A 12,883-nucleotide genomic window follows, 5' to 3' on the forward strand; every position below is an offset into this window, starting at 1 on the left:
TTGAGTTGATTCAGAACGGGACGACCGGCGGCGGCGTCCAGGGCCTCACTGTCGATCAGAGCTTGAACTTCCCGCTCGGCGACACGTACGCGGTGCAAATCCGCTGCACGTCGGCTGTCGAAGTCGAGGTCACATTGAGGGCAGTAGCGGTCGGTGGGCGAGAGGGCGGCGCGGCACCCCGGGCAGTAGCGGAACGAGCGGTGTTCGTCGGCGCGCGGACGGGTTCCGAAGAGGGCATTCAGAACCGTTACTGCGACCATCCAAGCGCCGTGACCGAGGACGGCAATGACGGTCACGACGGCCGCCAGTCCGCAGCACCATTCCATGCCGAGGTCCGCCGGAACCCGAAGCGGGTTCGACTCGCGAACCGGCGGGCGCCCGGACTGGGCGCCCGGCCGGTTGCTACCTCACTCGACGCCGCAGTGGCCGAATTATTCCCCGGGAGCCGGTCACACGTCGCAGGTCTCGATCGCCTGCTTCAGCCCGGCCAGCGGGTCGCGGGTGGGGATGAACTCGTGACCGACGAACCCGGTGTAGCCCGTGGACACGAGCTTCCGGAGCACCGCGGGGTAGTTGATCTCCTGGTTCTCGTCGAGTTCGCCCCGGCCCGGCGCGCCCGCGGTGTGAACGTGGCCGATCAGCTCCTTGTGCTGCTCGACGCGGCGGATCAGGTCGCCGTGCATGAGCTGCACGTGGTAGAAGTCGAACAGCAGCTTCACGCGCGGGCTGCCCACCGCCTTCACGATGCTCGCGACGAACTCGAGGTCGTCTCCGCCGTACCCCGGGTGCCCCTTCATCGGGTCCGTGTCGTCGCGCGTGTTGAGGTGCTCCAGGCACACCGTCACGCCCTTCTTTTCCGCGTACAGCGCCAGCTTCTTGAGACCCGCAACGCAGTTGTAGAACGCCTCATCTGGGGTGATGGTGCCGGACTTCGGGTCGTCCGGGTTGACCCACTTGTACCCGGTGAACGCGATCACGTTCGGGAACTTCGCGTCGGCACACTGGTCGATGGTCTTCGAGGTGGTCGTGATCACCTCGTCGTGGAACTGCGGGTTGTTGAACCCGCGCATGAACGGCGCGCCGGGCATCCCGTTGGCCGCCAGCCCGCACACGAGGTCGTACTTCTTAAGGTGGTGCCATTCCGAGGGGTCGATCAGCTCGACCGCCTTGCCGCCCAGGTCGCGGGTGACGCTGCACACCTTCTCGGCGGACCACTGCTCGCCGCGGGCGTTGAAGCACCAGAAGGCGACCGAGTGGTTCACCCGGCCCTTGAGCTTGGTTTTCGGTTCGTCGGCGGTCATCGCGGCTCCTGTGGGGAGTGCCGCCGAGCTGCGCACACGCGCACGCGGTTCGGCGCTACAACTCCGGGAAAGGAACGGCCCGCCGGGGTCTCCGGCGAGCCGTTATGATCGGGCCTCGTCAACTTCTCAATCTGTGGTGCGGAGCGTGTGATGGTGTTTGCCCGGACGACGCAACATCGTCCCGCTGCATGGCAGCGAGTTAAACGCAGCCGATGCGGGAAGATTAACCCTGTGACCGGCGCGAGGCAAGCGCTGCTTCTGGTAGCCCGGGGTTTTCACCCCGGGCAATGACCCGCGACCCCGTTGGGGTCGAAGAGTCGGGCACAGCCGCGCGAATCGTTGTCTTCTGACCCCAACGGGGTCACGGGTCATAGCCCGGGGTGAAACCCCGGGTGCCGAACGCGATGATGACCAGACGCGGGCCGTGGGTGGCGGGTCATCGCCCGGAGTTTTCCCCCCGGGCCTACGGTTTCAGCGGCGCCAGGTTCTCGATCCAGCCCGCCACACTGGGCTCCATCCAGTTGAACAGCAACAGGCTCGGTGCAATTCCCAGCGCGATGGCGAGCAGTACGAAGGGCACGAGGCACACCGCCTCACGGGGCGTCAGTTCGGGGAAGTCTTTGGTTGCGGGGTTCGTGCCCAGGTAGACCCGCTGCCACGTCCAGAGCAGGTACGCGGCCGTCAGGACGACGCTCAGCACGGCCGGCACCGCAAGGCCGGGAGAGAAGTTCCACGCGGCCAGGAACACACAGAACTCGCCCACGAACCCGCACAGCCCGGGAAGCCCCATCGACGCGAAGAACAGAATCGCGCTCAGCCCGGCGTAGAACGGCATCGGTTCCTTCAGGCCGCCGAACCGGTTCAGGTCGCGGTGGTGCGCCCGGTCGTACACCACGCCCACGATAAAGAACAGGGCCGATGCGGTGATCCCGTGGGCGACCATCTGGAACATCGCGCCGCTCACGCCCCACTGCCAATATTGAGCGTTGGCGGCAGAACCCCAGCTCGCGAGACCCAGCACCACGAAGCCCATGTGGCTGACGCTGGAATACGCGAGCAGTTTCTTGAAATCGGTTTGGCCCATCGCGACCAGTGCGCCGTACACGATTCCGATCACCCCGATGAGCCCGATCCACCACGCCAGCTCCGATGCGGCCCACGGGCACACCGGAAACGCGACCCGCACCAGCCCGTAGCCGCCGAGCTTCAGCAGCACGCCCGCCAGGATCATGCTGACCGGCGTCGGCGCCTCGAAGTGCGCGTCCGGCAGCCACGAGTGCAGCGGAACGATCGGCACCTTGACCGCGAACCCGAGGAACAACAGCACGAACACGAGGTACTGGAACCGTTTGGTGCAAACGGGCTGCGTCTTCAGCCGGGCCAGGGCGGCGTCACGGTCCACGCCGGGTGCGAAGAGGCGCACCTGCTTCGCCTCATCCGAGGGGCCGGGCACTTCGACCGTCGCGGTTTTAACGGCAAGACGCTCTTCTTGCCCGCTCAGGACCAGCGACACCGCGCGGCCCACTTTCGAGAGCGTGACGAAATCGAACGTGTGAACCTCAACCTGTTCCGCCGCTTCTTCGGGCTTGAGGTTCGGTTGCTTTTTCTGGACGTCGGCGGCCCGCTGGTTCACTTCCGCCTGATCGACGAAGTCGCGCGCGTTCACCGAGTACAGGGCGATCATCGCGACGAGGAGGCACACGCCGCCGAGTAGTGTGTACACCACGAACTTGAGCGCCGCGTACTTACGGTTGTTGCCGCCCCACAGCCCGATGAGGACGTACATGGGGAGCAGCATCAACTCGTAGGAGACGTAAAACAGGAAGAAGTCCAGCGCGAGGAACGCGCCGATCACGCCGGTTTCCAGCAGCAGCAGCAAGGCGAGGTACCCGCGCACACCGTCTTCGATCTTCCAGCTCGCGACGATCGCCAAGAGCGTGACCAGCGCGGTGAGCACCACGAGCGGCAGGCTCAGCCCGTCCGCCCCCAGCGCGAACTGCACATTGAAGGGCGCGATCCAGGCCCGCCGGGCGATCCAGTCGTTGGGGTCGAGTTTCTTGGGAATCGGCTGCGCGGCGTCGCTGGCCGCCTTATCGGCCCGGCTGTCGAGCCGGGTGCGGACCGAGTGCCGCGGCATCCCGTTGGCGTCGAGGTGCTGGTCGAGCAGGTTATAGTACCCCACCACGACGCACAGCGACAGCGCGAGTGTGCCGGCCGCGCCGAACGTGGCCCACCAGCGCAGCAGTTCAGGCCAGCGCGACGGCAGGACGAGCAAACCTGCCGCACAGATGGCCGGCAAGAACACGAGAAGCGACAGCCACGTCAGGTCCGACTCGGCCATTCCTTAGCCTTCAAGAAGAGCAGAAAGGCCGGGTTACACCGCAGAGGGCGCGAGAGGGCGCAGAGAAACAACAACGACAGCCACGGCTTTGTTCTTGTTGCCTTTTCTCCGCGCCCTCTCGCGCCCTCTGCGGTGTAACCCGGCCTTTCACTTCGCCAGAACCGCGAGCATCCCTAACAACAGCGCGGCCGTCAAGGCCAGCGCGAGGACGTAGGACCGCACGAACCCGGTCTGCACACCACGCAAAAGCGATCCAAGGCGCGACGCCGCTTGCCCGATGGCGTTCAGAAGTCCGTCGAGGGTGTAAAAGTCGAACCCGTTCGGCGACGATTCCGGCGGGCGCTTATCGACCATCGCGGCGGTGTGCGCCAGCCGGAGGGTCGGGGTGACGAGAGCGGCGTCGTAGGCTTCGTCGAAGTACCATTTCCCGAGCAGGAAGCGGTACCAGCCGGGGCCGGTTGCGTGCAGCGCCGCGTGAGCCGGGGTACTCCGATAGAAGGTTCGGTACGCGAGGAACGCGCCGAACACAGCCGTAGCGAGGGCGACGGCTCCCGCGTACAGGTGTAGCTTGTGCTCCTGCGACTTCTCAAGGGCGAAATCCGTTCGGACCGCAGCCGGCTCGGCCTTATGCAGAACGGACCCGATGTAGCTCGCTTCGGCGCTCCACACCGGCCAACCCCACGCCACACCAACGCTGAACACCGCCAGTACGACGAGCGGAAGCGTCATCACGCGCGGGGATTCGTGCGCGTGATCGTGCAGGTGCGTGTCCCGCGGCGTTCCGGTGAAGGTCAGGAACCAGAGCCGGAACATGTAGTACGCGGTGAGCCCCGCGGTCAGGGCCGGGAGTACGAACAGGAGGGCGTGAGCGGGATGGAGCGAGACGTAGCCGAGCGCCGTCGAGAGGATCATGTCCTTGCTGTACCAACCGCTCAGGAGCGGCGCGCCGGAGATCGCCAGCACGCCGACGAGCATCGTGAACGCGGTGACGGGCATCTTCGACTTGAGCCCACCCATTTTCCGAATGTCCTGTTCGTGGTGGCACCCGTGAATCACGCTCCCCGAACAGAGGAACAGCAGGGCTTTAAAGAACGCGTGGGTGATGAGGTGCAGCAACCCCGCAACCCACCCGCCGAGCCCGAGGGCGAGCATCATGAACCCGAGTTGGCTGCACGTCGAGTACGCCAGCACCCGCTTAATATCCGTCTGGACCAGCGCGATTGTGGCGCTGATGAACAGGGTGACCGCGCCGATGTAGGCGACGGTCAGCAGCACCTCCGGGGCGAAGAGCGGAAAGCACCGACCGACGAGGTACACACCCGCCGCGACCATCGTGGCCGCGTGGATGAGTGCGCTCACGGGTGTGGGGCCTTCCATTGCGTCGGGGAGCCACGTCTGGAGCGGCACTTGCGCGCTTTTGCCCGCACAGCCCAGGAAGATGCCGATTCCCATCAGAACGAACAGCCCATACGGCAGTACGCCGTATGTGGTGTACGTCGCAACCGCCGGCACTGACAGCTTGCCCGTCCAGTTGTTGCCGTCCGGCTGAGTGCTGCCGAAAGGATCGGGTTCGATCAGCGGGAACAAAGCGAGGTGTGACCCCGGCGTCCTGTTCTGGGGGAGCGCGTACTGCTGGTTCCTACCAGAATTGGACATGCTGTTCGGATCGACTCGAACGAACCGGTTGGCGTCTTCGGGACTCTCGGCGTGCGTGAGGCGGTCCCCATGTTGAGGCGATCGCACCCGCCGTGCCATCTCGTCGAAGTTGAGGGTGCCCAAATACGTCCACGCGATCAGGATGCCGATCAGGAACCCGGCGTCGCCGACCCGGTTCACGATGAACGCCTTGTTCGCCGCCCGGCTCGCGCTCGGGCGCTCGTAGTAGAACCCGATGAGGAAAAACGAGCAAACCCCGACCAGCTCCCAACCGACGAACACCTGAAACAGGTTGTCCGCGATGACGAGGTTCAGCATCGAGAAGCTGAACAGCGACAAGTACAGGAAGAACCGCCCGAACCGACCGCGGCGGGTGGAAGGCCGACCTCCACCCCCCGGACTTCCATCCCTGAAGGGGAGGGGGGAATGCGTGTCACGGGTATCGGTTGCGTGGCTCAATTCCGCTGTGCCTTCGCTGCCCCTGCCGACAGGAAGCGGGGCGTGTAGGTCGACTATTACCCCCTCTTGCAATTCGTCTTTCATGTAGCCGAGCGAGAACACGAAGATCAGCGTCCCAATCACCGTGACCATCGCGAACACGACCGCGGTCAGTTCGTCGACCTTGTAGCCCAGTTCGAGCGCGAGCGCCGGTTTGGGTGTGGGGAGCAGCGGGTCGGCGGCGTGCTGCCGAGCCCAAACCGGTGGCGGGCTGGAATCGAGCGGCCCGAGGCGGACCCAGTCCGCCCGCTCGGACCAGCGTGCCGCCCGCTGATCGCCGGTCGAAGAGTCGGTCAGGAGGGTCACCAGCCCAACAATGCCGAGTACAGCCGAACTGGCGATGAGGAGGGTGGCGAGGTACGCGCCGGTTTTGAGCGGCGCGTCTCCGCCGTACAGCCAATACAGACGGCCGCCGAAGCCGCTCTGGTCGCGGAACGGGCGGCACAGCGCCCGCACCGCGCCCGCGACGAGCAGGAGCACGAACGCGGCGAGCGGCAGCAGCGTGGCGAGCACGTACAGCCGACCCGGAACGACCTGAAACCAGTCGAGCATCGCTCGTGTTTGGTGCTCGGTGCTTGGCGTTTCGTGTCAGTGTTTCGGAGCTTCTCTTCACACCAGGGCCGCATCCCGCGCCGAGGCCGAGTACCGAACACCAAGCACAGCCACCAAGCCCCCAGCACTACCCCCGGAGGTTCTTTGCTTCGTCCACGTCCACGGTGGAGTGGTTGTTGTAAAAGTTCAGGATGATGGCCAGTGCCACTGCGGCCTCTGCCGCCGCGAGTACGACCACCAGAAGCGCGAACACCTGACCTTCGAGCCGGAACGCGGGGTTGAAGCGCGCGAAGGCGACGAGATTCACGTTCGCCGCGTTCAGGATCAGCTCAACGCCCATCAGAACGCCGATCGCGTTCCGCTTCGTGGTCACGCACACCACCCCGCACGCGAATAGGAACGCGGAGAGCAGCAAGAACGGTGTCAGGCCGAGTTCGTTCATGCCTGGGGTCGCTTCCTCTTCGCGCGGGCGAGGTAGGCGGCTCCGACCAGCACCACCAGCAGGTGAACCGACACGATCTCGAACGGCAACAGGTACGCCGTCGGGGTTCGCACCACGCCGCCGGTCGGCGTCCCGCTCACCGCTCCCTTCGGGCTGGTGTCGGTGGCGCCCAGAAAGCTCATCCCGAGCGGCCCGGGGCCGGGAAGGGGATCTTCGCCCGCGGTCGGGGAGCCGAGCTTCAACGAGACGACCGCCAGGAGCGTGAACAGCGCGACGCCGAGCGCACCGCCGACGAACCACTCGGTGCGCCGAGTCCGCAGTTCACGGAGCGGACCGTGTGCGGTCAGCATCACTCCGAACACGACCAGCACCAGCGTGCCGCCGACGTACACGATGAGCTGCGCGGCGCCCGCGAACTCGGCGCCGAGCAAGAAGTAGATCAGTGAGACGCCGACCAGCGTGAACAGCAGCCACACCGCCATGCGCACCACGTCGCGCGCGGCCACCACACCAAGTGCGGAAGCGCAGGTGGCGGCGCCGACCACGGCGAACAGAATAACCGGTAACGACATCGGGCGGACAGTTGGGAGAGGGCCTCTTGTTCGCGCTGCAAGAATAGGGATAAACCGCCGCGCGCCCGCTCGCAAGGATATTCCGCCCCGGCGCCGCCGTTTCACGCCGGCGCCGGGGCCGTCAGAGGGAACTGCCCGTGCCCCCACCGCTGAACCCGGACCTGCTCGGGCTGCTCGCGAGCTGTCGCGCGGCCCCGGCCGATGACACCCCGCGGCTGGTGCTCGCGGACTGGCTCGACGAACACGCTGACGTGTCCGGTCTACCGTCGCCCGGCGACGCCCGGGCGCGCGCCGCGCTGCTGCGCGTGCAGGTCGAACTCGCCCGGCCCACCTGCGACGAGGGGCACGTTGCGGCCCTCCGCGCCGAGGAGCGGCGGCTGCTGGTGGCGCACGCGGAGGGGTGGCTCGGTTCGCTCCCGCGCCGGCTCCACGAACTCACGCACCCGGTGTTCGGGTTCGCCCAACAGCTCGCCGCCGCGCGGCCCCCGCAGCCGTTCACCTTCGAACCGCTGACCCCGTTCAAACCGTGGCGGTTCACGCGCGGGCTGCTGAACATCGACCTGCGCGCCGAAACGGTCGACGACCCCGAACTGGGGGCGTGGTTCGCGTCGCCCCTGGCCGCCTGGACCGAGGAGGCGTGCGTCGATGTGGCCGCATCGCGCGAGCTGGAACGGCTCGCACTCCCGGACCCGATGCGACCGTATTTCGGCGTCCGGCTCGCCGTGGGCGCGGCCGAATTCCCGACCCTCTTGCGCCCCCGTCCGGACCCGGGAGACACCGACGAGCGGCGGTGCCGCCGGCTACTCCGCAGTGCGAAATTCGGACTGGTCCGCGAGCTGGTCCTGTTCCCCCCGGCACTCGACGCCGGGTTCCTGCGGCTGATGGCAGGGGCCAATGTGTCGAACGTGCAGCGGCTCGCGGTGCGGGCCGCGCTGAGTGACGCCGACGCCGCGTTCCTGTCGTCCGCGGCGCTGACCAACCTTTCGGCGCTGAACGTGTCGGCCACGCAACTCACGGCGGCCGGGGTGCGGCAACTCGCACACGCGCCACACCTTCGACAGCTCGTATCACTGGTCGCGTACCGCAACGGACTTGGGTGCGACGGGCTGGTTGCACTCGTTGAATCGCCACTGGCACAGACGCTCAACGTGCTGGAGGTGCAGAACACCGGCATCGGCGACCGCGGTGCGGTCGCGCTCGCGCGCTCGCCGCTGTTGGGCCGGCTGCACGGCCCGGGGCTGAACCTGTCGATGAACCCGATCGCGGACGAGGGCGCGCGGGCGCTCGCGGCCTGCGAACACCTGCCGCGGTTCCGCGAACTGATTCTTCGCGATTGCACGGTCGGTGATGCAGGGGCCGCGGCGTTGGCGTCTTCGCCGAACGTAGCGGATTTGTCGATTCTTGACCTGTGGCAGAACCGGATCGGCGACACCGGCGCGCGAGCCCTGGCGGGGTCGCCACACCTCGACGGACTGGACGTGCTGAGCCTGCGGGACAATCGCATCACGGCCGGCGGTGCGGCGGCGCTGCGCGCGCGGTTCGGCGATCGCGTGAAGCTGTGACGAGTAAGGTCGATTCAAGATTGGTCAACCTCGGCGGGCGCTCCACACACCGAGCCCGAGCATGAGGACGGCGGCGACCACACTGACCCACCAGCCGAGGCGGTACGTGCGCGGCTCGAACCGAAACTCCGCGACCGCCGACCCGGCCGGCACTGGCACCGCCCGGAACGCGTGATTCGCGCGCGACACCTCGACTTCCCGGCCGTCCACGAAGCAGGTCCAGCCCGGGAACCACACGTCCGACAGAACCAGCCACCCCGCCGAGCCGTCGAGTTCAGTCGTGACGCGGTTCGGGCCGTAATGCGTAACTCGCGCGGCGCCCGGCTTTGTGCCCGCCATCGGAGGGAGCGGTGCGCGCGTGGTGATCAGCACCGTGCGGTCGAAGTCGCACGTTTTGAGTGCCGCGAACGGCGCACCTTCGAGACGTTCGCCGTGCGGGACGATCCACGCTCGTGGTTTCGGGGGCGTGAACTCGCGGAGCGTGTGGGGCGGGAGTGTCGGCGGCGTGCCCGGCAGCAGCGGAACCACCGCCGGCGGGGCCGGGTCGCGCGCGCACACGCGCCAATCCCCGGGCGGCGGGGGCGTTCCGACCGGGGCAACGTGGTGCGTGACGCGCAGGAGCGCGAACACGTGCGGCTCGCCGACCTCGAAGTTCGGCATCACCTGTTGTGCGTAGGGGCTGTTCCCGCGCACCGGCCGGTCGTCCCCGACCGCGAACGCGAGGAACTCGCGGTAGTGGCGCACGTCGAGCGGGTTGTAGCCGCGGGGCGTCCCGAGCGCCTGAACCATCGCCTGCGGCGCGCCCGTCCCCAGCAGGGAGGTCTGTGTGCCCTCACTGTGAACGTCCCAATCGAGAACGCGGACCGGCTGCGGTTGCTCTCTCAGGTAATCCAGAACCGGTGACGACGGATACAGTTCCGCTTGCGGCTTCGTTTGCGGCAGAACGGCAATCGGAGCAATCAACTCGGCCAAGAGAATGACGAACCAGAGGGCGGTCCGCAGACGGCCGCTGGTGCCGGTGTTCTGAAGAGTGCGGATGAAGAGCGGCAGAGCCAGCACCGCTGCGCCCCAGTAAGCGACGAACGCCCACCACACGGGGCCGTCGTTGAACCACAGCCCGAGGATCGTGGGGGCGACGAGGACCAGCACCACGCGCCGGAACCCGCGCGACACCGCCGCCCGAGCGCTCAGCGCCCACCGCGATTCCGTGAGCGCCTGGGTGGTCACCCCCGCGAGAAAAGCGAGCGGGAAGGTCGCGATCAGCAGCATCCGGGTCGGCACCCGGAACAGGTTGAAACCCGGCAACCAGTCGATCAGTGCGGCCCCGCCGAGTGCGAACAGCACAAGGGCGCAGAAAACACCGAACTGCCAGCGCGTCCGCGGGCCGCCCACGACCGGCGCCGCGACCGCCGCAACGAGCCAGAACGCGCCGAATACCCCCTGCATTTCCCACGCCTGCGGGGGCGAGTACGACAACGCCGGCCCGATCAGCCGCACGGCCGTTTGGAGCCCGATGCCGAGCGCCCCGCTGGCGTCCACTCCGTCACTTCGCGCGGAATACTGTGCCGATTCCAGAGCCGGAAGCAGTTGCACGGCCATCAGGGCCGCTGCAACGACGGCCGCACCGAACCAGCAGCCCAACCACCGACCACGAGCGTCGCGCCGATACGTCCACACGAACGCGAAAACGGTTGCGTAGAACGCCCATTGCGGGTGGGTGCCGAGTCCGAGAAGCGCGAGGGGCACACCCGCCCACACGACCGCGCGCGTGCCGCGGCGATCAATCGCGCGTTCGATCAGGAGTAGCAGAAGGGGGAGCCACGTAAGCCCGGCCGTGATCGTGTGGCCCGCGAGCAGCAGGTGCGTCATCCACTTCGACGACAGCATGAACCCGATCGCCGCAACGAGGCTCGCGGGCTCGTTCAGTCCGCGGGCGCGGGCGTACACAAGCGCCAGCGCCCCCGCGGCGAGCACATGAAGCGCAACGCCCCACGACACCGCCGCCCCGACTGCGTGTTCCGGGACGGCGAGTACGACGAAGTTGGGTGGGTAAAAGGTTCCGACCTGCGGGTCGTGAACGAGCGGCGTCCCGCAGAAGTGGTACGGGTTCCAGAGCGGCAACTCGCCACTCGCCCGCCACTCGCGGTTCAGGAACAGCTTGACGGGCAGGTGCTCGGCGAGCAGGTCGGAATACGGCGCGTAGATGGTCTGCGTGGGGTGCAGGATCAGCGGGTGAAAGTACAGTGCCCAGAGCAAGGCGAGGACGAGATAGGGGCGCACGAAGCGGAAGAAATACGACCCGCCCCCAACCCCTCTCTTTGAGGGGAGCAAAGGCGCGTCGGAATCGCCGCGCGAATCGAGTTCACGCGGCGGAGCAGTACTCCGCCCCTTCCCGTCCGGAAGCGGGCCGGAGGGGAGGTTACTTTCGGGTTTCGGTGTCATCGCCGCGCCCACGCTCCCGGCAATTCGCCTGCCCGCGCGGACGCCGTCACGGGCGAGCGGAACAGGCTCGCGCCCACCCCCAGCACGAGGGCCAAGCACCCGAAACTGAGCGCGTACCTCACGACGTTCGTGACCGCCGCCGGCACCATCAACAGCCACAGGCACACGCCAATCAGGAGAACACAACTGATCGGCAGGAAATATTTGAGGCAGGTTGTCATCACCTGATCGATGCGGAGCCGCGGGAGGCTCCAGCGCATCCAGATCATCACCAGCACAAGCGCCCAGCACTTCCCAACAAACACCGCCACGTTCAGCACCGTTCCGGGCCAGAACCCGAACTCGACAGACGGCTCGAACGGCAGAACTCCGGAGTGCCAGCCGCCCAGGAAGAGCAGGGCGGCCAGCCCGCTGACGGCGAACATGCTGCCGTACTCGGCCAGAAAGAAGTACGACCACCGGATGCCGCTGTACTCCGTGTGGAACCCCGCCACCAGTTCGCTCTCGGCTTCGGCGAGGTCGAACGGGGCGCGCTTGCAACTCGCGACCGCCGTGATGAAGAACACGAAGAACGCGACGAACGTGAACGGGTCGTGGAACACGTTCCAATTCCAGAACCAGCCGACCTGTTGCGCCCCGATCGTGTTGAGGTTGAGCGTTCCGGCGAGGCACACCGGGACCACCACGCACATCGCCCGCGGCACCTCGTAACTGACGACCTGGGCCGCCTCGCGAACCCCGCCGAACAGCGACCACTTGCTCGCGGACGCGTACCCCGCCAGCACGATGCCGAACACCTCGCTCGACAGCACCGCGAGCACGAAGAACGCGCCCACGCTCAGGTTCTGGGCCACGAACTGCGAGCCGAACGGCAGCGCGAGGAACCCGCAAAAGCTGGCGCAAAACGCGATGTACGGGGCGGCCCGGAACAAGAGCTTGTCCGCGGCTTGCGGGGCGACGTCTTCTTTTGCAATGAGTTTTACGCCGTCCGCCAGGGATTGAAGCAACCCGAACGGCCCGACGCGCGTGGGACCGAGCCGGTCTTGCATCCGCGCCGACACCTTACGTTCGGCCCAAATGCCGAGGAACGCAGACAGACCGATGAACCCGAAGAGTAACGCCGCAGCAGCGGCGCCGCCGGCGACGAGGTTCCACGGGTGCGGCAGGAACTCGGACCACAGTTCGGGCACGGCGTTCACCTGTGGAGAAGAAGTGCCACCCGGCCGCGGTACTTACACCTTCGAACAGCGAGAGGTATCGATCCTCTAGGCGTCGCGACTTGTGCGGAGCCGTAACGCTTTTGATGGGCACGGTTACTAACCATCCACGGCGTTACGCCGCAGCGTTTGCTACCTCGGTGCGGCCGGGTGGCGAGAGCAAGTGTACGCGAAGGGGGCGAGGAAACCCACCCCCAACCCCTCCCTGCAGGTAGGGAGCCAGAACAGAGCGTTCCCGCGACGTTTTCGGAGTGTTTTGGGTTTGCTCCCCTCCCTGCAGGGAGGGGTTGGGGGTGGGTT

Annotated in this window: 8 protein-coding genes; 1 reads left to right on the forward strand and 7 read right to left on the reverse strand. The window is 66.8% G+C overall.

Translation table 11 applies throughout. The features are described 5' to 3' along the window. Window positions 1-449: 449 nt before the first annotated feature. The 5 genes from GobsT_RS15390 to GobsT_RS15410 all read right to left on the reverse strand — a co-directional run bounded on the left by GobsT_RS15390 (window position 450) and on the right by GobsT_RS15410 (window position 7,362). Window positions 450-1,301, reverse strand: a complete 852-nt coding sequence (locus tag GobsT_RS15390) for a TIM barrel protein (protein ID WP_010036847.1) — start codon at window positions 1,299-1,301, stop codon at window positions 450-452. Between the two features lie 463 nt (window positions 1,302-1,764). Further along, the gene (locus tag GobsT_RS15395) at window positions 1,765-3,642 is read right to left on the reverse strand and encodes a complex I subunit 4 family protein (protein WP_010052741.1); all 1,878 of its coding nucleotides are present in this window, start codon (window positions 3,640-3,642) and stop codon (window positions 1,765-1,767) included. A 147-nt stretch (window positions 3,643-3,789) separates the two neighbouring features. Next, window positions 3,790-6,348 carry an NADH-quinone oxidoreductase subunit L gene (locus tag GobsT_RS40800; protein WP_010046072.1) on the reverse strand — a complete coding sequence of 853 codons (2,559 nt, stop codon included), beginning with the start codon at window positions 6,346-6,348 and terminating at the stop codon, window positions 3,790-3,792. A gap of 127 nt (window positions 6,349-6,475) precedes the next feature. Further along, window positions 6,476-6,790: an NADH-quinone oxidoreductase subunit NuoK gene (gene nuoK / locus GobsT_RS15405; protein ID WP_010046073.1), complete on the reverse strand. Its 315-nt coding sequence runs from the start codon at window positions 6,788-6,790 to the stop codon at window positions 6,476-6,478. Further along, the gene (locus tag GobsT_RS15410; protein WP_010046074.1) at window positions 6,787-7,362 is read right to left on the reverse strand and encodes an NADH-quinone oxidoreductase subunit J family protein; all 576 of its coding nucleotides are present in this window, start codon (window positions 7,360-7,362) and stop codon (window positions 6,787-6,789) included. The genes nuoK and GobsT_RS15410 overlap by 4 nt, the downstream gene beginning before the upstream one ends. Before the next feature lie 137 nt (window positions 7,363-7,499). On the opposite strand from GobsT_RS15410, the gene GobsT_RS15415 reads away from it, so the two are divergent. Then, window positions 7,500-8,924 carry a TIGR02996 domain-containing protein gene (locus GobsT_RS15415; RefSeq protein ID WP_010046075.1) on the forward strand — a complete coding sequence of 475 codons (1,425 nt, stop codon included), beginning with the start codon at window positions 7,500-7,502 and terminating at the stop codon, window positions 8,922-8,924. A 24-nt stretch (window positions 8,925-8,948) separates the two neighbouring features. Here GobsT_RS15415 and GobsT_RS15420 read toward each other — a convergent pair whose 3' ends face one another. Together GobsT_RS15420 and nuoH are read right to left on the reverse strand one after the other, a co-directional pair. Beyond that, a complete protein-coding gene (locus GobsT_RS15420; protein WP_157506916.1) occupies window positions 8,949-11,180 on the reverse strand; it encodes a YfhO family protein in 2,232 nt (743 codons plus the stop codon). A gap of 182 nt (window positions 11,181-11,362) precedes the next feature. Next, window positions 11,363-12,556: an NADH-quinone oxidoreductase subunit NuoH gene (gene nuoH, locus GobsT_RS15425; protein ID WP_033199265.1), complete on the reverse strand. Its 1,194-nt coding sequence runs from the start codon at window positions 12,554-12,556 to the stop codon at window positions 11,363-11,365. Window positions 12,557-12,883 lie beyond the last annotated feature (327 nt).

Origin of the sequence: Gemmata obscuriglobus, assembly GCF_008065095.1 — a bacterium.
Classification (GTDB): Bacteria; Planctomycetota; Planctomycetia; order Gemmatales; family Gemmataceae; genus Gemmata; species Gemmata obscuriglobus.

Excerpts from the sequence above, each read along its gene's own strand:
- GobsT_RS15390 (WP_010036847.1), bottom strand. The coding sequence starts at position 1,301 with ATGACCGCCGACGAACCGAAAACCAAGCTCAAGGGCCGGGTGAACCAC.
- GobsT_RS40800 (WP_010046072.1), bottom strand. The coding sequence starts at position 6,348 with ATGCTCGACTGGTTTCAGGTCGTTCCGGGTCGGCTGTACGTGCTCGCC.
- GobsT_RS15410 (WP_010046074.1), bottom strand. The coding sequence starts at position 7,362 with ATGTCGTTACCGGTTATTCTGTTCGCCGTGGTCGGCGCCGCCACCTGC.
- nuoK (WP_010046073.1), bottom strand. The coding sequence starts at position 6,790 with ATGAACGAACTCGGCCTGACACCGTTCTTGCTGCTCTCCGCGTTCCTA.
- GobsT_RS15395 (WP_010052741.1), bottom strand. The coding sequence starts at position 3,642 with ATGGCCGAGTCGGACCTGACGTGGCTGTCGCTTCTCGTGTTCTTGCCG.